At 36.2% G+C, this 21,382-nt stretch carries 11 protein-coding genes; 5 read left to right on the top strand and 6 right to left on the bottom strand.

All coding sequences use genetic code 11. From position 1 onward, the window contains the following. Positions 1-25: 25 nt before the first annotated feature. The 3 genes from uvrB to ACRD7B_RS12660 all read right to left on the bottom strand — a co-directional run bounded on the left by uvrB (position 26) and on the right by ACRD7B_RS12660 (position 5,138). Positions 26-2,026 (bottom strand): excinuclease ABC subunit UvrB, encoded by a 2,001-nt coding sequence (gene uvrB, locus ACRD7B_RS12670; RefSeq protein ID WP_430824938.1) that lies wholly within the window; start codon positions 2,024-2,026, stop codon positions 26-28. An 81-nt stretch (positions 2,027-2,107) separates the two neighbouring features. After that, on the bottom strand, positions 2,108-2,947 hold the full coding sequence (locus ACRD7B_RS12665) for an outer membrane beta-barrel protein (RefSeq protein ID WP_430824937.1): 840 nt from the start codon (positions 2,945-2,947) through the stop codon (positions 2,108-2,110). 286 nt (positions 2,948-3,233) lie between these two features. Then, positions 3,234-5,138, bottom strand: coding sequence for an AMP-dependent synthetase/ligase (locus ACRD7B_RS12660; RefSeq protein WP_430824936.1), 1,905 nt, complete (start codon positions 5,136-5,138; stop codon positions 3,234-3,236). 257 nt (positions 5,139-5,395) lie between these two features. Between ACRD7B_RS12660 and ACRD7B_RS12655 the strand changes: the two genes are divergently transcribed. Both ACRD7B_RS12655 and purL read left to right on the top strand, forming a co-directional pair. Continuing rightward, positions 5,396-6,739, top strand: coding sequence for a tetratricopeptide repeat protein (locus tag ACRD7B_RS12655; RefSeq protein WP_430824935.1), 1,344 nt, complete (start codon positions 5,396-5,398; stop codon positions 6,737-6,739). Positions 6,740-6,906: 167 nt separating this feature from the next. Then, complete coding sequence (purL, locus tag ACRD7B_RS12650) at positions 6,907-10,596, top strand: phosphoribosylformylglycinamidine synthase (RefSeq protein ID WP_430824934.1); 3,690 nt, start codon at positions 6,907-6,909, stop codon at positions 10,594-10,596. Between the two features lie 55 nt (positions 10,597-10,651). On the opposite strand, the gene ACRD7B_RS12645 is transcribed toward purL, so the two are convergent. The 3 genes from ACRD7B_RS12645 to ACRD7B_RS12635 all read right to left on the bottom strand — a co-directional run bounded on the left by ACRD7B_RS12645 (position 10,652) and on the right by ACRD7B_RS12635 (position 17,514). After that, positions 10,652-12,427 carry an AMP-dependent synthetase/ligase gene (locus tag ACRD7B_RS12645; RefSeq protein WP_430824933.1) on the bottom strand — a complete coding sequence of 592 codons (1,776 nt, stop codon included), beginning with the start codon at positions 12,425-12,427 and terminating at the stop codon, positions 10,652-10,654. An 18-nt stretch (positions 12,428-12,445) separates the two neighbouring features. After that, entirely contained in the window at positions 12,446-13,330 is an 885-nt protein-coding gene (locus ACRD7B_RS12640; RefSeq protein WP_430824932.1) for a lysophospholipid acyltransferase family protein, read from the bottom strand. A gap of 92 nt (positions 13,331-13,422) precedes the next feature. Then, positions 13,423-17,514 (bottom strand): hybrid sensor histidine kinase/response regulator transcription factor, encoded by a 4,092-nt coding sequence (locus tag ACRD7B_RS12635; protein WP_430824931.1) that lies wholly within the window; start codon positions 17,512-17,514, stop codon positions 13,423-13,425. A gap of 328 nt (positions 17,515-17,842) precedes the next feature. On the opposite strand from ACRD7B_RS12635, the gene ACRD7B_RS12630 reads away from it, so the two are divergent. The 3 genes from ACRD7B_RS12630 to mtaB are packed head-to-tail and all read left to right on the top strand — an operon-like array spanning position 17,843 to position 21,246. Further along, on the top strand, positions 17,843-18,523 hold the full coding sequence (locus tag ACRD7B_RS12630; RefSeq protein ID WP_430824930.1) for an FAD-binding oxidoreductase: 681 nt from the start codon (positions 17,843-17,845) through the stop codon (positions 18,521-18,523). 57 nt (positions 18,524-18,580) lie between these two features. After that, positions 18,581-19,936: a tRNA (N6-isopentenyl adenosine(37)-C2)-methylthiotransferase MiaB gene (miaB, locus tag ACRD7B_RS12625; protein WP_430824929.1), complete on the top strand. Its 1,356-nt coding sequence runs from the start codon at positions 18,581-18,583 to the stop codon at positions 19,934-19,936. A gap of 8 nt (positions 19,937-19,944) precedes the next feature. Next, positions 19,945-21,246 carry a tRNA (N(6)-L-threonylcarbamoyladenosine(37)-C(2))-methylthiotransferase MtaB gene (gene mtaB, locus ACRD7B_RS12620; RefSeq protein WP_430824928.1) on the top strand — a complete coding sequence of 434 codons (1,302 nt, stop codon included), beginning with the start codon at positions 19,945-19,947 and terminating at the stop codon, positions 21,244-21,246. Positions 21,247-21,382: the final 136 nt, after the last annotated feature.

Genomic DNA, 21,382 nt, shown 5'->3' with positions numbered 1-21,382 from the left:
TAGATATAGAAAAACCCTCTTAATTTTAAGAGGGTTTTTTATTAAGTATCTTTTCAAGTCTGGTGATTTCATCACGGTATTGTGCTGCAAGCATAAAATCGAGCTCTTTGGCCGCTTTCTGCATTTCTTTACGTGTTTTGTCTATTGATTTCTTTAGCGCGTCCTTACTCATGTATTCCACCACTGGATCTGCAGCAAAGTTTGTTTCACTAGGCTCAACATAAGCTTTGCTTTTTGTGTTTAGATCATTTGTGATTTGTTTGTTTATTTGAGTAGGGGTAATATTGTTAACTTCGTTGTACTTTAACTGTTTTTCACGACGATAGTTTGTTCCATCTATTGTTGCTTGCATGCTTTTGGTAATTTTATCAGCATACATTATTACCAAGCCGTTAAGGTTTCTTGCAGCTCTACCCGCCGTTTGGGTAAGTGATCTTTCGGATCTTAAAAAACCTTCTTTGTCAGCATCAAGAATGGCAACCAGAGATACTTCGGGTAAATCTAATCCTTCTCGAAGTAGATTGACTCCAATCAATACATCAAAAGTTCCAAGTCGCAGATTTTCCATTATTTTAACCCGTTCAAGAGTATCTACATCAGAATGAATATACTCACACTTTATTGAAATACGGCTCAGATACTTTGTTAACTCCTCGGCCATACGTTTGGTTAGGGTGGTAACCAGAATGCGCTCCTTTCGCTCTATTCTTAGCTGGATTTCGTTAATTAAATCGTCTATTTGATTTTGGCTCGGGCGTACATCAATCTGCGGATCTAATAAGCCTGTCGGACGAATCAATTGCTCAACAATTACGCCTTCACTCTTCTCCAATTCATAATCGGCGGGTGTAGCACTAACATACACTCCTTGATTTATTAATGTTTCAAATTCTTCAAATTTCAAGGGGCGGTTATCCATTGCTGCAGGTAAGCGGAAGCCATATTCAACCAAGTTTTCTTTTCTGGATTTATCGCCACCGTACATTGCACGAATTTGTGGTATGGTAACATGGCTCTCGTCTATAATCACCATAAAGTCATCAGCAAAGTAATCAATTAGACAGAATGGTCGTGTTCCTTCTTTTCTACCATCAAAATAGCGTGAATAGTTTTCTATACCAGGACAGTGACCTAGTTCGCGTATCATTTCCAAATCGTAATTGACGCGTTCATGAAGTCGTTTTGCTTCCAGGTTCTTACCAATTTCTTTATAGAATTCCACCTGCCTCATCATGTCATCCTGTATTTCATGAATGGCTTGTTGAGTACGTGCTTTGGAAGTCACGAAGATGTTGGCTGGATATATGATTGTTGAATCTAGTGATTCGATTGTGGTGCCAGCATCAGGATTAAAGGTTTCTATTTCTTCAATTTCATCTCCCCAAAAAATTACACGACAACCATAATCGGAATAGGCTAAGAAGATTTCAACCGTATCGCCCTTTACTCTAAAATGACCACGTTCAAACATGACTTCGTTTCGAGAGTATAAACTATCAACCAATTGTCTTAAAAAAACATTTCTTGATAATTGATCTCCTTTTTTTATTGAAATTATTCCTTCATGAAAGTCATCAGGGTTACCGATCCCGTATAAGCAGGATACTGAGGATACAACTATAACGTCTCTACGCCCTGATAATAATGCAGACGTTGTGCTTAATCTAAGTTTTTCTATTTCGTCGTTGATGGATAAATCCTTTTCGATATAGGTGTCTGTAACCGGAAGATAGGCTTCTGGTTGATAATAATCGTAATAGGATACAAAATATTCAACTGCATTTTCAGGAAAGAAACTTTTGAACTCACCATAAAGTTGAGCCGCTAAGGTTTTATTATGTGATAATATTAATGTTGGCTTTTTTGTTTCTTGAATAACATTGGCCATAGTAAAGGTTTTACCTGAGCCTGTTACACCTAGTAATGTTTGGTGTTTTATATGATTGTTTAAGCCTTCGGCCAGTGCTTTAATAGCCTGGGGTTGGTCACCCGTTGGGGAAAAATCAGATGTGAGTTTGAATTCCATAAATGTAAAGATAACAAGAATCAAACAAGCATAAAAAAAGAGCTGAATTTCCAGCTCTTTTTAATGAAGTATATGTAAGTATTATTTTTTTCTGCTTTTCTTTCTTCGTCTATTGATGGATTTCTGATTCTTTTTAGATCCAGAGCTCATCATCATTTTTCTTGTCTTCATGTAAGCCTTGCGGTTGTATTTTGGCTCATTTTTCCATTTACTATCATTAAGTAAGAAAGATACACCAACCGAAGCAGTATAATAGGCATCAAAAGGATCTGTTTCGTTAACTTTTACTATGTTGCCAGGCGTTCCGCTATACCATTCTTTATGTCCATCTATCATATCGGTAAATGGAAGCGCACCAATAAATTCAACATTAACGTTCATTCTTGAATTTAACCAATACGATAGTCCTACGCCAGCACCAAAAGATGGTGATACACCACTTACACTGTGTCTAAGTGTATTTGGATCGAATCCATGGGGGCCATAATGCGTATCTGTACTGTGGTAGATTATTCCAACTTGACCAACAATATACGGGTTGAACGATCGTTGCTTAAAGTAACCTAATGCCAAATCCAGAGGTCGGAAGCTAGCTCCAACCATAAAGTCAGTATAGAAATTACTGAAGTAAGTGTAAAGTTCATCGGTGTCAGCATATGTTTGTTCACCTTTCATATTACCAGCCATTAACTGCACGCGCGCCGATAAATAGGGTGTCAATTCCTTTTCAGCAACACCACCGAAGGAATAACTCGTACGTGACTTATCAACCAAATCACCAAAAAAGACGTTAACTCCAACGCGTGGAGTAACTCTTACGCCTTCCCAAATTGTTGATTTTCTACGGCGTTGTGCTGTAGATTCACTAACTAATGAACAAAATACTAATGTAACTATTATATATCTTAATACGATTGGCATTCGAATGTGCTTTGAATTTGAATGTAAAAATGTGAAAAACTTTGTTCTTAGAAAAATCAATCTTTTGTAAAAATGCAAAAAGTTGGTCGATTCATGAAATTAATTTACCGATTAAAGCTTTTATACAGTGAATAAAGGATATTGTTACATATAAAATCACTTTAAACCGTTTATTGTTGCACTAATTATATCAGTATTGGAGTAAAATTGGTCATATTCTGACGGAATTATAGAAGTATCCATATTAATTTTTGAATTTCAAGTCTCATTTGTTTCAAACTTTATATTATTTACTGCTTACGAATTCTCTAAGGTTTTCAATGTTTTTACTTGAAATAAAAACTTTTGCCTCCGGCGTATAAAGGTATTCTATTTCTTTACTAAAATACTCTTCCACTTTACCGCGCACAACTTTCATGGTGCTATTAATAAGTTTGTTGTTTTCATTAAAGCTTTCGGTAAGAACAATAGATGCGGTTGGTAGCCATCTTGGCGGAAAAGCTAGCTCGGGAGCTTCAGAGGTTTTGATAGTATTAATTTCATCACTAATCATTTTAAGGATTTCTTGAACGACAGTATCGTCATCCAACGATTTATTAGTTTTATTTAACCAGCCCTTGATTTTTTCCTTGTTTGGTACAATTAAGCCCGTTGTATAAGGGTTTTGGTTATTATGTAACGCGAATTGATCGATAAGTGTACAGTTATCAATAATTGCTTCTTCTATACCTTCAGGGCTGTACTTTTCTCCGTCGGCACCAATTAGCAGACTTTTAAATCGTCCAAGGACATATAGATAATTTTCTTCATCTAAATAACCAAGGTCGCCTGTGTATAGCCAATTGTCCTTAATCGTGTCGGCTGTTGCTTCAGTATTTTGCCAATAGCCTTTCATTACATTTTCGCCTTTAATTACAATTTCTCCTTTTGTACCTGTTGGAAGTGAATTGCCTTCTTCATCACAAATTTTAATTTCTAGCTTATTAACAACCTTGCCAGACGAACCTAACTTGTGGAATGCTGGTGTGTTTGCTGAAATAATAGGAGATGCTTCACTTAAGCCATAGCCTTGGTACATCGGAATGCCTACTGCGTAGAAAAAGCGCTGTAATTCGATGTCTAATAATGCTCCTCCACCAATAAAATACTGCAAATTACCACCAAATTTTTCTTTTATTTTACTGAAGAGTATTTTGTTGTAGAGCCAGTATATGGGCTTAGTTAATTTTTTCAATCCTTTGCCAGCATTGTTGCCCATGCCATTATACCAATAGGCATACTTTAAACCACTATTAAATAATTTAAGCGCCATGCCTCCTTTCGCCTCAATGCCTTTCTCTATGTTTTTCTTAAAGTTTTTTGCCATAGCAGGTACACTCATAAGTATCTCAGGTTTTATCTCGAGCATGTTGTTAGCAAAGTTTTTCAATGTTTCAAGTTGGTTTTTGCCAATTTGAACCGATGCTATGGATGCGCCTTTGTGCATGAAGGAATACAAAGCAGCTGTATGAGCAAAGGCATGATCCCAAGGTAAAACAACTAGTGTTTTATAGTGTTCAGGTATTTTTATGTAGCTAAATGCTTGATCAACATTAGCCGTGTAGTTGCGATGCGAAAGGATTATTCCTTTGGGATCAGCAGTGGTGCCAGATGTATATGATATGTTGGCGTATGTGTCCGGTGTTATTTTAGCTATTCTAGCCGCAAGCTCATTTTTGTAATTACTATTTTCTTTATTTAAAAGTTGTGACAATAGAATTTCCTTGTCTTCCAGATTACCAACTTCGTCCAGAATAATAATGCGTTTTATGTGTTCAAGTTCTTTTTTTAAGGTTCTAACCTTTGGTAGCTGATTTTTTGAAATAATTATGGTTTCTGCTCCAGAGTGCTTTAATCTAAAACTAAGATCGCTATCTGCTTCTAATTTAGTTGAAAGCGGAACGTTAATAGCACCAATGTGTAGGATTGCTAATTCACTTACCAGCCATAAACGACGCCCTTCGGATAAAAGTGCTAAACGATCACCTTCTTTTATCTCTATGCTAAGTAATGCTTTGGCTAGGTTGTGTACCTCTTCCTTAATATCATTATAGGAGTAAGAGGAGTAATTTTTATCGCTTTTTTCCCACAACAATGTATTGATACCGTACATCTTGACGCTATCCTCGAAAAAATCAATTATGGTCTTCATTGCTTTGCCTTATGATTAAAATACCTGATAAACCTGACTAATTTTCAATATAGTAAAAAGGGGCCATTAAATAAATATGAATTGTAGTATTGTTTTTCCTAAACTGTTCGATTACGGTCAAGTTATTGTTCGTTTTCATACGCATGTGATAATGTTTTATATTTTTAAGTTGCTGAATATGAAAGCTAAGATGGTTGTGGCAAAAATCTTGATAGTGTCTTGTTGTTCAAATTTAATTAATCTTAAACCTCTTAAGTATGAAGAGAAATTTAATCATTGCCATAATCGCCATCGTAATGATGGTACCAAGTTTTAAAAGTTTAGCTCAGGATCAAGGTGAATCCGATAGTATTACTTGTGGAAAAAATTATTCCTTATATAGTTTATCTTACAAAAAGCGCATGTATGAATACGCCATTGAACCATGGCGAAATATGTTTTTTAACTGTCCTGATGTAACTGTAAGTGTTTACTCTGATGGTGTTGGTTTATACAACCATTTTATCAAGAAAGAGCAGGATCAACTTCGTAAAGAAGCTTTAATTGATACAGTTATGATGATTTATGACCAAAGAATTAAATATTTTGGAGATCATCCTAAATATCCTGAAGGTTGGATCTATGGTAGGAAGGCTCTGGAAATTGTAAAGCACAGACGTAATAAGCCGGAAGCCTTGGTTGAGGCAATGGATTGTTTTCAAAAGTCATATGAGCAGAGAAACGCTAAAATGGAACCGCTTGTGGCTTTAAACTGGTTGCAATGTGCCAATGCTTTAAGTAAGTCGAATAAGGTTTCAAACGAAGAATTATTGGCAATCTATTTTGATGTTGATGGAGTGGTTGAATATCATCTTAACAATGAAAAAAGACCTGAGAAAAAGAAAATGTTGGCCAAATTGAGTAAGGCTTGTGTTGACATTATGAGCAAGAGTGATTTAAATTCTTGCGACCAACTTGTTGCCGGATTAGAGCTTAAATATTTGCAGGCAAAAGACGATGCCAAGGCCTTGGAGAACCTATTAAGTTTGATGAATAATTTAGAATGTACCGATAACGAATTGTATGCCTTGGTTTCGGAGCGTAATTACGAACTCAATCCCAATGCATCGGCGGCGTATTATTTGGCAAAATATTTTATAAAAAAGCAGCAAATTGATAAAGCTGTAGAATATTATGCCAAGGCTCTAGAAATGGAGGAGGATGATTTGAATAAATCGAAGTACAATTTTGAATTGGCCTTAATTATGTTTTCACATTATAAGAATGGACCAAAAGCACGCGACTATGCCTTTGCTTCATTAAAGCATAATTCGTCATGGGGTAAGCCACATATTTTAATAGGTAATATTTATGCAGTCGAAAGTAAAAAGTATGGTGCTAATGAATTTGAGCATAAAACTGTTTATTGGGCTGCTCTTGATCGATTCAAAAAAGCAAAAGCAGTAGATCCGGAATGTATGCAGGAAGCTGAAAAGCAAATAGCCTTGTATTCGCAATATATACCAGATAAAGAAACTGGTTTTTTCCACGGTTTGGAAGAAGGATCGACTTACACAATTGGTTCATGGATTAATGAAGAAACAGTGGTAAGATATAGATAAGAAGTGATTGATTAATTGAATATTATATTTTTGGATTTTGTTAAAAGGGCTTGTCTGTTTTAGATAAGCTCTTTTTTTATGAACCTTTAAGTATTTCGAGTGGTCGATTTAATGTTTTTATCTTAAATTTGCAGCTCAATCAAAACATCAAATCAAAATTTTCATTCATGGTCTTGTTCTTCAAGGGAAACGATAAGCAAATAGTAGCAGTTGGCACTCATAACGAATTGACGGCTGACAACATAAAAAAGCTAGAATGGTTATTTAGCGGAGCAAAGCTTTCTGAAACTAATAGTTTAGAAGGCTTTTTTGTTGGTCCGCGTAAAGAAATGATTACTCCTTGGAGTACAAATGCGATGGAGATTACTCAAAATATGGGTGTCGAAGGAATTTTTCGCATCGAAGAGTTTTTTCAGGTAGAATCGGAGAATAGCCAATTCGACCCTATGTTACAGGCAATGTACAAAGGGCTGAATGAAACTGTTTTTAACATTGATAAAGAGCCTGAGGCAATTGTTCATATTGAAGATATCGCATCGTATAATGTAAAGGAAGGTTTAGCCCTTAGTGCAGATGAGATAAAATATTTGGATGATCTAAGTACTCGCCTTGGTCGTAAATTAACCGATAGCGAGGTATTTGGTTTTTCTCAGGTTAATTCAGAGCACTGTCGTCATAAGATTTTCAATGGTATCTTCATTATTGATGGAGAGGAAAAAGAAAGTTCTTTATTCCAGTTGATAAAGAAGACATCGAAGGAAAATCATAATTACATCGTTTCTGCATATAAAGACAATGTGGCTTTTGTGAAAGGACCAAAAGCAATGCAATTTGCACCGGGTCGTCAGGATACGGCTGATTTCTTTGAAACAAAAGAAATTGATACGGTATTGTCGTTAAAAGCTGAAACACACAACTTCCCAACAACAGTTGAACCATTTAATGGTGCTGCAACTGGTGCTGGTGGAGAGATTCGTGATAGATTAGCGGGCGGTCAAGGTTCATTGCCTTTGGCTGGTACGGCAGTTTATATGACTTCTTATTCGCGTTCGGAAGAAGGACGTGAGTGGGAAAAAGAAACTCCTGCAAGACCGTGGTTGTACCAAACTCCAGAAGAGATATTAATTAAAGCATCAAACGGTGCCAGTGATTTTGGTAATAAATTTGGTCAGCCACTAATTTGTGGATCTGTTCTTACTTTTGAGCACTTCGAGAACATGAAGAAGTTCGCCTTTGATAAGGTAATTATGTTAGCGGGTGGTATTGGTTTTGGTCGCGAAGAGCATGCCATTAAAGCTGATCCTGACAAAGGAGATAAGGTAGTAATTCTTGGTGGTGATAATTACCGCATCGGAATGGGGGGTGGAGCTGTTTCATCCGTTGCAACCGGTGAATTTGATAATGCCATCGAATTAAATGCGGTTCAGCGTTCCAATCCTGAAATGCAGAAGCGTGCGATGAATGCCATTCGTGCCTTAGCAGAATCTGATGAGAACCCAATTGTATCTATTCATGATCATGGTGCTGGAGGACATTTAAATTGTTTATCTGAATTGGTTGAAACTACAGGAGGAACTATTCATTTGGATAAGCTACCCGTTGGAGACCCAACTTTATCAGCAAAAGAAATAGCTGGTAATGAGTCCCAGGAACGAATGGGATTGGTTTTGAAAGATAAAGATATTGAGAACTTAAAAAATATATCAGCTCGAGAGCGTGCTCCTTTTTATGAAGTAGGAGAGACTACTGGCGATATGCATTTTAAGTTTGAAGATGATAAAGGTAATGCGCCTATTAATTGGCAGCTTTCTGATATGTTTGGTAATCCACCAAAAACAATCATGAAAGATGAAACAGCTGATGAATCATTTGCAGCTGTTGAATACAAGAATGGTGAAATTGAATCCTATATAAAGAGCGTATTGCAGCTTGAAGCAGTTGCTTGTAAAGATTGGTTAACAAACAAAGTTGACCGTTCGGTAACGGGTAAGGTTGCGAAACAGCAATGTGCAGGTGAATTGCAATTACCTTTGAATAACCTTGGAGCTTGTGCCATTGATTATAAAGGAGAAAAAGGTATGGCTACTTCTATTGGGCATGCACCAGCTATCGGTTTAGTTGATCCAGCGGCAGGAGCGGTTGTTTCAATTGCTGAGGCACTAACTAACTTGGTTTGGGCACCGCTAACTCATGGAATTAAAGGTGTTTCCTTAAGTGCAAACTGGATGTGGCCTTGCAAAAATAAAGGTGAAGATAGTCGTTTGTATCGTGCAGTTGAGGCAGTAAGCGATTTTGCTTGTGATTTGGGAATTAATATTCCTACTGGAAAAGATTCGCTTTCGATGACTCAAAAGTACAAGGACGGTGAGCAAGTATACAGTCCGGGAACAGTTATTATTTCTGGTGGAGCCGAAGTAAGCGATGTGAAAAATATTGTTGAGCCTGTATTGGTTCGCGACCTAGAATCACACCTGCTGTATATCGATTTATCGTTTGATGAATTGAAACTTGGTGGAAGTAGTTTTGGACAAGTGGTTAATCGCTTGGGTGATGAAGCGCCAACAGTTGCTGATACTGACTATTTCAAAAATGGCTTTAATGCTTTGCAGGATCTTATCAATAAAGGTTTAGTATTAGCAGGTCATGATATTTCTGCTGGAGGTATGGTAACTGCTATGTTGGAGATGTGTTTTGCAAATACCTCTTTCGGACTTGATGTAGACTTGAAAGCGTTGGAGGAAATTGATTTAGCTAAAATTTTATTTAGTGAAAACCCTGGCGTTCTTATTCAGGTGAAAGATTTATCTGCAGTTGAATCAGTACTTGGTGAAGCTGGTATTCAGTTCTTAACCCTTGGGCAGCCAGTTGAAAATCGTAAATTAACGATTAAACATGCCAATACAAGTTTATCGCTTAATATTGATGAATATCGTGAAGCTTGGTTTAAAACTTCGTATTTGTTAGATCGTAAACAAAGTGGTGAAAAACTAGCTGCTGAGCGATTTGAGAATTATAAGAATCATAAGTTGGAATATCAGTTCAACTCATCATTTAGTGGTGAATTAGATCAATTTAATCTGTCGCTTGATCGAAAAGATCGAAGTGGTATTAAGGCTGCTATTATTCGCGAAAAAGGGGTGAACGGCGATCGTGAGATGGCTTACAGTATGTTCTTGGCCGGTATGGATGTGAAAGATGTTCATATGACTGACTTGATTAATGGTCGTGAAAATCTTGAAGATGTTAATATGATTGTTTTTGTTGGAGGATTCTCTAACAGTGACGTATTAGGATCGGCGAAAGGTTGGGCAGGTGCTTTCTTATACAATCCACAGGCTAAAAAAGCATTGGATAATTTCTATGCTCGTAAGGATACATTAAGTTTGGGTATTTGTAATGGTTGTCAGTTGATGGTTGAATTAGGCTTGGTTTATCCTGAGCACAATGAGCAGCCTAAGATGTTGCATAACGATTCACATAAATTTGAGTCTATCTTCCTTAATATGGATATTCCTGAGAATAATTCAGTATTATTAAACTCCTTGTCTGGAACGAAATTAGGCGTTTGGGTTGCACATGGGGAAGGGAAGTATAATTTACCTTTAGCCGAAGATCAATATAATATTGTTGGTAAGTATTCTAAATCTACTTATCCGGCCAATCCAAACGGAAGTGATTTTGATACGGCAGCTATTTGTTCAAAAGATGGACGTCATTTGGCAATGATGCCTCACTTGGAAAGAGCGATCTTCCCATGGCAATGGGCGCATTATCCAGAAGATCGCAAGAATGATCAGGTATCACCTTGGATCGAAGCATTTGTAAATGCTAAAAACTGGATCAAGAAAAATCAATAGAATTAAATATTTGATATAATGAAGAAGCGAGCTCCGATAGGAAGCTCGCTTTTTTTTAATATAGTTTCTCAATAACTTCTTTGTAAGTTAAGTTGACTTGCTTTCGCCTTACTTTAAGTGTGCTTGTCATCATTGAATTGTCTATTGAAAATGCTTCGTCTAGAAGGGCAAAATTTACAATGTGTTCATGCTTTGGTAGATTTACCTGAATTGATTCTAAATTTGCTTTTACGCCTTCGATTATTGCCGGATGATTAACCAATAAAGTCTTACTTATATCTTTCGATTCGGAATCAGGTAAAAACTTTAATAGATGGTCGTACACGGGTACAATCAAGGCAGTGAGGTATCTGCGATTGTCACCAATCACGCAAACTTGCTCAATCAATTCACTTCTAGAAAGTACTAATTCAACTTTTTGAGGTGAAATGTATTTTCCTGTTGATGTTTTGATAATGTCTTTGATGCGTTCTTTCATCAATAGGGTATTGTTGGGTAGTAATTCACCCTCATCACCAGTGTAATACCAACCATCCTTTAGTACCTCTTCGGTTTCTTTTGGTTTTTTATAGTAGCCTTGAAATACTGTTTCACCTTTAACCAATATCATGTTTTCATCAGACAACTTCACCTGAACCTCTGGCATAATCGTGCCTGTGTTTTCAAAGTCATAGATGTCGGAGCGCATACAAGAAACGGTCGCCAGTGTTTCGGTGGCGCCATAGCCGTAATTAACAAATATACCTAAGGAGTGGAAAAAACGCCTCAATTCACCTGACATAGATGCACCAGAACATGGAATATAACGTATGTTTCCTCCAAATACTTTTCTAACTTTTTTATGTACCAACTGGTTGGCAATTGCATGTTTAATGCTTAAACCTATAGATGGATTTGTATTATTCTTTTGATATTCAATTGTTTTACCACCTGTTTTTACCGCCCAATTAAATATTTTTAGTTGGATCGTACTCCATTTCTTTGTTGTTGCCCAAATTCCATCGTAAGTTTTTTCAAAAAACCGCGGTACCACACACATTACTGTAGGTTTTACCTTAGGTAATTCTTCAACTATTTGCCTAGGATTAGAATTGTATACATTAACTCCTCCCTGGTGCAGTACTAAGAAAGTCCACGCTCTTTCGAAAATGTGACTTAGGGGCAAAAAGCAAAGTGATACATCATTCTCGCCAAGATCGAGTCGTATTTGATGTATTTTGAATGAAGCCATAAAATTAGCATGACTTAGCATGGCACCTTTAGGCGTACCTGTCGTTCCGGATGTATATATGATGGTTGCTATATCACTAGATTTGGCTTCTGTTAAGCGTTGATCTAATTGTGATTTTGTATCCTCGGAACAGGAGTTTTGTGATATTAATTCATAACTGACAATATGTTTGTTTTCCTCTGGGCAGTCAAAAAAACACACGATTGTTTGTAGGGATTTACTTGCTGTCATTACTTTTTGAGCAAGTGCCAACTGATCAGGATCGCCAACAAAAAGTATTTGCATTTCTGTTTCTTCAACAATGTACTTTAATTGTTCAAAAGTTGCTGTTGCGTATATTGGAACAACTACGGCACGAGTACTCATTATTCCCAAATCAGTGCAGGTCCATTGTGGGCAGTTATTACTAAATATTCCGATGTTGTCTTTAGCTTGAATGCCATGCTGAACTAGATAGCATGAAATATTTTCAGCTTGCTCTTTAAAACTATTCCAACTTATAGCAATATATTCATCACTCTTCTTGTGTCTAAAGACTTCACGAGTATTGTACTTATCTGCCTGCGAACGCAACATGTGCGCAATATGATTATTCCCCATTTTAATCCCTTGTTTTAACTATTCCCCCTTATTTCTTTTATGTTTCCATCGACGATGCGACCATAACCAGTTTTCTGGCTTTTTAGAAATAACATCTTCTAATTTGCGTACATATCTTTCAGTAATTTCACCATCTGTAAGCTCACTCGGATTGTCACACAATTCTTGTAAGGTAACCTCATAATAACCTCTTTTTATCCGTTGAATATCAATATAGACAACAGGAAAGTTGTTGTTTCTTGAATGTTTCTCTATACCATGCAAGAAGGCCGTATCTCTACCTAAAAAATCAAACCATAAAGCATTTTTTATTTGTGTGCCTGATGGACTTTGATCTGCTGCCATTAGATAGATGTGAGGTTCATTTTTATAGCTTTCGAAAGTAGATGAAGTATTTGCTATTGAAGCAAGTTTAGTGCCACATTTTGAACGACTATTTTTAAGAGTTTTATTAATAATTGAGTTGGAAAGCGGTTTGTAAAACGCGATATAGTTATAGTTGGTTTGCAAACCTGCAGATAAACTACCCCATTCCCAGTTGTTGTAATGTGCTGTAACCCCAATTACACTTTGTTTGTTTTTAATGTATTTATCTAACAGTTCAGGGTTGACGATTTTATGGCGTTTCCTGATGCTTGATTTGAGCATTGTGAAAGACTTAAAACTTTCAAGGAGATTATCGCTCAAATTAAGATAGGTTTTGCTAATAGTTTCGTCAATCCATTGCTTTGGTTTGTCGGGGAATGTCTGTTGTAAATTTTCAAGAATTACTTTTCTTCGGTACTTTATACCTTTACCTAGTACAAAGCTTGCGAAATTAGAAAACTGGTAAATTAACCAAAATGGCATGATACCTATCAAGCCTGCAAAGAAGTAGAATAAGGCAGCTAGCAATAAATTCATTTAAATTACTTAAAAGTTAACAGATTGGGCGATTGATCATATACTCCGTTGGGTTTACTCAAAAGTAATAATAAGGTTGCTTTAATCGCTCTTTAATTCCACCTTTTTTGCATTTGCTTATATTGTCCTGGCGACATGTTAAATTCTTTCTTGAAACTTTTGATAAAGTAGGAGCTGCTGTTAAACCCTACCTTATAGGCTATTTCACTAATTTGATCTTCAGTAGCAATCAATTTTGCCGCTGCTTCCTTAAGTCGAACTGTTCTTATAAATTCTGTTGTTGACTTATCTGTAATTGCTTTAATCTTTCTATGTAAGTTACTACGACTCATGTTTAACTCGAATCCTAACTCTACAACACCAAAGTTTTCATCAGCCATATTGTTTTTAACGGCATCTAAAGCTTTGCTTAAGAAAGATTCATCCACAGGTGTAGAAGTAACCTCTGAAGGAATAATGATGGAATTGCCAGTAAATATTTCTTTTAAACGCTCTCGGGATTTTAATAAGTTATCGATGTAGGCTTCCAGTAAATCTGGGTTGAATGGTTTAGGAACGTAGGCATCAGCACCTGTGGTCAAACCCTCAATTCGATTCTCTACCGAAGTTTTGGCTGATAACATTATAACAGGAATATGGCTGGTTTGGATATTGTTTTTTATTTTATCGCACAGCTCAATTCCATTCATTTTGGGCATCATTACATCTGAAATTACCATGTCAAAAGTTCGACGTTGTAAAAGGTCATATGCCATTTCTCCATCGTATGCTTTTTCAAGATGATACTGGTTTTGTAATAAACTGTACAAGTATTCAACCACTTCCTTATTGTCATCTACAACGAGTAAATGGTAATTGCTCTTAGGTTTCGCTTTTTCAGCATTGCGCTTCACTTTACCATTAGCTGGCTCTGTTGAATCAACCAATCTTTCCTTAGATTTGTGCTCTTTGCTGATATTTACAGCTTGAATTATTGGGATAGAAACAGTGAAGGTTGCACCCTTATCCTTTACAGATTCTACACTTAAAGAGCCTCCATGTATCTTAACTAAAGAATGTGTCAGCGCTAAGCCAATCCCTGTGCCTGGTTTATGTTTGTTCGATCCCTGGTTAAATTGTTTGTATTGTAAAAATACATCTTCAGGTCGTTCGGATTGAATGCCAGGACCATCATCGCTAACCTTAATGACAAGGCATTCACGATCAAGATGAGATTTACACTTTTGCTTATTAATGTTTAATTCAACTTTTCCGCCTTCTTTACCGTACTTAAATGCGTTAGAAAGCAGATTATACACTACTTTCTCAAGAATGTCTTCATCATATTGAATTTGAAGACTATCCATTGAACTGTGTATGTCGAATTGTATGTCGCGCTCATTGGCCATGTAGCCAAAAACATCAGCAAAACTTTTGAGTGATTTAATAACATCTCCTGAATTAACATTGAGTTCCATCGAACCCGTTTCGACTTTTCTGAAATCGAGTACCTGATTGATTAATCGAAGCAAAAGGTTGGTGTTCTTATGCATGATATTAAATAGCTCAGCATCTTCTTGTTCAAGATGAAGCTTTTTTCGAAGTGCTTCCAGAGGGCCAGAAATTAAGGTTAAGGGTGTTCGGAACTCATGGGATATGTTGGTAAAGAATTGTAAACGCATTTGGTTCAGTTCTTTTATCTTTTGTCGCTCCATTACTTCGAATTGTAATTTCCGACGTAAATCAATCCATAGAATCGAATACCTGATATACCCATATATTATACCACCTAGAATTAAAAAATAGAAAACATAAGCGTACCATGTTTTCCACCAAGGAGCTAATACTTTTATATGAAGTTTTGTTTCTGCTGTACTCCAGATACCATCGTTGTTGGCAGCCTTAACCCTGAATACATAATTGCCGGGCTTTAGGTTGTTGTACTTCACTACACGGTTAAAAGAGCTTTCGCTCCAAGCATCCGAAGAGTTTTCAAGTATGTAACTATAGCTGTTTTTTTCAGAAAAGTAATTTATAGCAACAAACTCCAAGCCAATGTTTGTCTGGTTGTGATTTAATACCAACTCTTTGGTTTCAGCGATATTCTGTTTGAGAGGACTATTTATATCACCCGTTTTTATAGGTACGTTGTTTATTAAAAGGTCGGTCAGTAAAACCTTAGGAACGTAATTGTTTATTTTAATTACGTTGGGATTAAATACGTTAAGCCCTTTGACACCTCCCACTAGTAATTGGTCTGATTTGGTGTTGAGTAAGGTGTTGTAGGCACTTCCCATTAAGCCATCTCGATTATCATAGTTTTGAAATCGACCCGTTTCTATTTCATATTTTGAGATTCCTCCCTGGGTTGCAATCCACATTGCTCCTTGCTGGTCCTGTTTAATGTCATACACTTGCTCGTGCACCAATCCATGTCTGGTCGAAAGTTCAACCGTGCTGCCATCTTCCGGAGAGATGATAATAATACCTCCACCATTTGAACCAACCCAGATATCATTATTTTGAGTTTCAAAAATTGTTAATATGGCATTTTTCCCAACGCCGCTATCATTGATCTGATCAAACAAATAACGCTTGTATTTATTCGTTTTATGGTACCAAACGTAAATGCCATTGCTAGTCCCAATCCATAGGTTTTTTTTCGAATCAACCGCTATGCTTAAAATATAATCGTTCATTACCCCACTAAGTTCTGGATTTATTTCGCTTAATGGTGTAAATTTTTTACTCTTTACATCAAAATTATATAAGCCATTGCCTAGTGTGCCAAGCCAAAGCTGATCTTCGTTTTGCTGTGTTATCGACCAAACAGATAAATAAAGTTGTTCATCGCTATTTTTAGAAGCAGGATTGTATGAAATAATTTTCTCGGTGTTGGGATTGAAATGCGCCAAACCACCACCATACGTACCTAACCATAAATCACCATTTGTATCTTCAAATATTCGTTTTATTACATTGCTTTTTAAATTTGAGGATAACCGTTCATAACATTTAAATGTTCCTTTTTTTTGATTAAAAAGATTAAGTCCACCACCATCAGTCCCTACCCAAATTCGATCTTTTTTATCTTGTAATAAAGAGATGACAGCATTTTCACTCAAACTGGTTTCGTTATGAGGCTCGTTAACAAAATACGTAAATCGATTTCGTTCCATATTTAAAATGCGTACTCCTTTTCCAATGGTTCCAATCCAATAAAGTCCGTTGCTATCGATGAAAACACTATATATCGCTTTGGTATCTACTCCAGCAAAAGCTTTAGTTAGATCGGTGTTTTCAATGGTCACCATATTTATGGGGTCAAGAATGACTATTCCTCCTCCATCAACTGCCGCAAGTATGTTTCCATCTTTATTCAAAGATAAGGACATGATGATATTAAGATTACCATCAGATTCTTCCTTACCGAAGTAAAACTTTTCATAGCGATTTTCGTTTTTTATAAAACGATATAAGCCCATATTATTTGAAGCAATCCATACGTTTCCATTTCCATCATCTAACAAAGCGTTTATTTGCATGTTAGGAAAAGGATAATGTTGTACTTCTTCTATTTTTCTGTTATACCTGCATAGTCCATTGCCGAATGTACCTAACCACAAATCATATTCCGATCCTTCTGTTAGGCAGTAAATATGGTTAATGTGCTCATGGTGAGTTTCGTCCTTCTGGAAATCAGTAAAAGTATCCGTTGCGCGATGATATTTGTGTAAGCCTCCTCCCATGGTACCAATCCAAAGTTGGTTTTTATGATCCAATATCATAGCACCAACCTGATTGTTGGCTATTCCACCTATTTTAGTTGTATCTACTAAATAACTTTTAAATTGCTCGGTGTTAGTATTGTAATGATTTAAACCAAATTTAGTTCCAACCCACATATCTCCATTAGTATCTTCGAGTAAAGCAGTAACGAAATTATCAGATAGTGAATTTGGATTGTTGGCATCGTTGTAAAAAGTTTCTATCTCGTACCCGTTATAACGGTTAAGCCCATAGTAACTACCCAACCAAATGTAACCTCTTGTATCTTGTATAATTGTATTAACGGAATTGTTGGTTAATCCATTATCAATATCAATGGAGCTATAACGATACAATGAGGTCTGTCCTGCAGTAGTATGGTAACATAAACAGAATACAATAAATCCTATGACTCTTACAAGATATGGTGCGTGCATATATATCTGTATTTTGAGAGGTGAAGATAATAAAAAAGCCAATAAATGCTGTTTGAAACGTTCTAATATCTTTTGTTTCCTTGTTATTGGCTTGTTGATTCTTACGAATCGCATTTTTTACTAGGTCTCACAACAAATGTAGTTATACACTTTGTAAATAGTAACAAGATGCCTTTTGTAGGTGAAAAAAAGATATTTTAATCTTTTTTAAAGGTTCATATAGTGTGAATTGGAGAAAAAACAACAAATTTGCACAACAATAAGCTTAAACTTTTGATGTCCATAAGCGTTATTTATTTGGTTTTTATATTGTATTAATAAGTTTATAATGAATAGTAAAGTTGCTCCGGCAAATAAAATTAAGACAGACTTGCATGAGATATTGGATGTCCGTCATATTAATGATACGACTTTTGTTTTAAGGTTTGAGCGAAAAGAATTAGAATTTGAAGCAGGCCAGCATATCTGCGTAGGGCCTCCAAATGGGATACATACACGCGAATATTCTATTTACAGTGCAGAAAAGGATGAATACTTAGAAATACTAGTTAAAGAAGTAGAAAATGGATTGGTCTCACCTAGTCTGAAGAAATTACAAAAGGGTGGTTATGTAGTTGTTGAAGAACCAGTAGGTTATTTTACGATTGATAACAATAGTTCGGTTGACCAAGAGTATGTATTTATAGCAAGTGGTACCGGAGTTTCACCTTTTCATAGTTTTGTGCTGTCTAAGCCCGATTTAAACTATACTTTGTTACATGGTGTTAAGTATGCATCTGAGGCCTATGATGCTAATGTGTACAATAAGAAGAGCTATAAATTATGTACATCGCAAGATAAGGACGGCGATTTCCATGGCAGGGTAACTGCTTATCTAAAGCAAAATTCTTTTGGAAAAGAAGCTCAATATTTTTTATGTGGCAATTGTAATATGATACATGACGTATATGATATTTTAGAAGAGCAAGGTGTTAGTACAGATAATATACATGCCGAAGTTTATTTCTAAATAATATTTCGGAAAGTATTTTTAAAAAGATTGTAATAAAGGGACAAGGGAAGAACAATGAAATATTATTTATTGACCTTAGGTTGTCAAATGAACCACTCCGATAGTGAACGTGTTAAGCGTGTGTTAGAGGGGATGGGGTATCAGGAATGTGATAAGGAGAAGGATGCCAATGTGATCGGTATTTTAGCTTGTTCGGTGAGGCAAAAAGCTATTGATAAGGTGTATTCTAAAATTGCCGAATGGAACAAGCGCAAGCAATCTCACAATCTTATAACTTTTATTAGTGGGTGTATATTACCAACTGATAAGGAGCAATTCCTTAAATTGTTCGACATGGTGTTTGCGATGCGTGAATTGCCACAGTTTCCACAAATGTTATCGCAATATGGAATTACGACTCCATCAGGTTTGGTAAATGAAAATTTGAACCCTAAGGAAGAAATCAATTTCTTTTGGAAGGTTAAGCCAAAATACAACAGTTCGTTTGAAGCTTTTATCCCTATACAGAATGGCTGTGATAAGTTTTGTTCGTTTTGTGCTGTACCATATACAAGAGGAAGAGAAGTTAGTCGTCCGTCCAAAGAAATATTAGAGGAAGTTAAGGGGTTAGTTGCTAAAGGGTATAAGTCTATCACTTTACTTGGTCAGAATGTTAATTCATATGGCTTGGATAAAAAAGGGGGAGAAATATCATTTGCTCAATTGTTGGAGGCGATTGGACAGATTGGGGAATCGACAAAAAATCTGTTCTGGGTGTATTTTACCTCACCACATCCACGTGATATGAATAGAGAGGTGATTGAAGTTATCGCACGTTATAAATGTTTAGCGAACCAGATTCATTTGCCTCTGCAATCGGGCGACGACAAGGTGCTTATTAAGATGAATCGGAAGCATTCTTTGAAAAAGTACCGCGAATCTGTTGATGCGGTTAGGGAATTATTACCAGAAGCGACTCTTTTTACAGATATAATAGTAGGTTTTTCTGGTGAGAGTGAAGAACAGTTTCAGAATACACGAAAGGCCTTTAAGGAATTTCAATATAACATGGCGTACATAGCTATGTATTCGAAACGCCCGGGAGCAGCTGCTTATAGCTGGGATGATGATGTTGATGCAACAATAAAAAAGCAGCGCTTTGAACTTCTAACTGAAGACTTGGCCGCTGGATCTTTAAATTATAATAAACAGTTGCTTAACAGTGAGTTTACCTTGTTGGTAAGAGACTCTGACCGCAAGAAGGGATATCTGACTGGGCATACTGAAGGAAAATTAATTGTTAGATTTCAGTCCGATGATTTAAATCTTATTGGTGAGTTTGTGAAGATTAAAATAAGTTCAGCTGCGAAATTTTCGTTGGAAGGTGAATTAGTAGCTGCTGATAAATTTCAAGATAAGCTTGAAGTATAAGGTGTTTGATGTTTTTAGCGAAAAGAAGAGTTGGGTTTAAAACCTTAGGTTGTCGATTAAATCAGTTTGAAACAGATGCGCTTGCTTCGCGTTTTGTGAAGTTAGGGTATGAAGTTGTGGAAGAAAGTAAGGATACCGATGTGTTTATTGTAAATACTTGCACAGTAACCAATCAAAGCGATCAGAAATCGCGATACGTTGTTAATAATGCTTTGAAACACGGGCACAATGGTATGTTGGTTATTACAGGTTGTATGGCTAATCACCACAAAGAACAACTTGAAAAGAAATATCCCAATGCTTATGTTGTAGGTAACGATCAAAAAAGTGCAATTCCTGAGCTAGTAGAGGCGCATTTCAAAAAGGAAATTTTGCCATCTAATCAAAGTTTAGGAGGAGTATTTAATTATGCACCTGCCGCCGAAACTTTTCATACACGTAGTATGATAAAGATTCAAGATGGTTGTGATAATTTTTGTACGTTTTGTATTATTCCTAAAGTAAGAGGAAGAGCAAGTAGTAGGCCTGTTAAAGATATCCTTGAAAATATTAGGGAGGTAATCAACTTCGGTTATAAGGAAGTGGTGATTACGGGTGTTAATATAAGTCGCTACAATCACGAAGGTATTGGTTTTTCTGACTTACTTGGTCAAATATTGAATTTACAACTTGATTTCAGGGTTCGGATTTCTTCCATTGAACCAGAAGGTTTTGATGATGCATTTTTTAAGTTGCTGTCACACCCGAAGATGACACCGCATTTGCATTTATGTTTACAGAGCGCATCCGAATCCATTCTGCTTAAGATGCGCCGTATGTATACCTTTCGTTCGTATCAGAAAATTATTAATAAAGTTCGGGCAATAAATCCCTTATTCAATATCACGACTGATATCATTGTAGGATTTCCAGGTGAAGAAGAACGGGATTTTCTAGATTCAGTAAAAGCTATTGAATCCATTGGTTTTGGGCATGTTCATACTTTCAAATATTCTAAGCGCGAGGATACCCGTGCTGCTCGTATGACTGATGTTGTTTCAGAGCAAGTCAAGAATCAGAGAAGTAAATTTATTAGAGAACAAGCCATTCAAAGCGGCATTAATTACCGACGTCGATTATTAGAACGATCACAAAACATATTAGTGGAGTCTATTAATGATGGCTGGGCTAAAGGGTATGGCGAACACTATGTCATGGTTAAATTTCCTATTGAAGGAAAAGTAGAAAAGAATGAATTTTATAATATACGCTTAATAAGTATTGATTCATCCTGTAAAGATTTGACGATTGAAGGGCAAATAATTGTATAGTTTATTAGATAATAATTGGAATTTATATCATTAAAGAATTTAAGGGGCTGTCTCAAAAGTGAATTTAAAATCCAGACAACTTATAGATTAAAACTTAACCTTTATTTCTACCCCTCCAAACCTCCCCTAAAGTGGA

It is taken from the genome of Carboxylicivirga fragile, from assembly GCF_050589805.1.
GTDB classification, from domain to species: domain Bacteria; phylum Bacteroidota; class Bacteroidia; order Bacteroidales; family Marinilabiliaceae; genus Carboxylicivirga; species Carboxylicivirga fragile.
This window is presented reverse-complemented; position numbering and strand designations above follow the sequence as displayed.

Coding starts and splice junctions, on each gene's coding strand:
- uvrB (WP_430824938.1), bottom strand. CDS start 2,026: ATGGAATTCAAACTCACATCTGATTTTTCCCCAACGGGTGACCAACCC.
- ACRD7B_RS12665 (WP_430824937.1), bottom strand. CDS start 2,947: ATGCCAATCGTATTAAGATATATAATAGTTACATTAGTATTTTGTTCA.
- ACRD7B_RS12660 (WP_430824936.1), bottom strand. CDS start 5,138: ATGAAGACCATAATTGATTTTTTCGAGGATAGCGTCAAGATGTACGGT.
- ACRD7B_RS12655 (WP_430824935.1), top strand. CDS start 5,396: ATGAAGAGAAATTTAATCATTGCCATAATCGCCATCGTAATGATGGTA.
- purL (WP_430824934.1), top strand. CDS start 6,907: ATGGTCTTGTTCTTCAAGGGAAACGATAAGCAAATAGTAGCAGTTGGC.
- ACRD7B_RS12645 (WP_430824933.1), bottom strand. CDS start 12,427: ATGGGGAATAATCATATTGCGCACATGTTGCGTTCGCAGGCAGATAAG.
- ACRD7B_RS12640 (WP_430824932.1), bottom strand. CDS start 13,330: ATGAATTTATTGCTAGCTGCCTTATTCTACTTCTTTGCAGGCTTGATA.
- ACRD7B_RS12635 (WP_430824931.1), bottom strand. CDS start 17,514: ATGCACGCACCATATCTTGTAAGAGTCATAGGATTTATTGTATTCTGT.
- ACRD7B_RS12630 (WP_430824930.1), top strand. CDS start 17,843: ATGAATAGTAAAGTTGCTCCGGCAAATAAAATTAAGACAGACTTGCAT.
- miaB (WP_430824929.1), top strand. CDS start 18,581: ATGAAATATTATTTATTGACCTTAGGTTGTCAAATGAACCACTCCGAT.
- mtaB (WP_430824928.1), top strand. CDS start 19,945: ATGTTTTTAGCGAAAAGAAGAGTTGGGTTTAAAACCTTAGGTTGTCGA.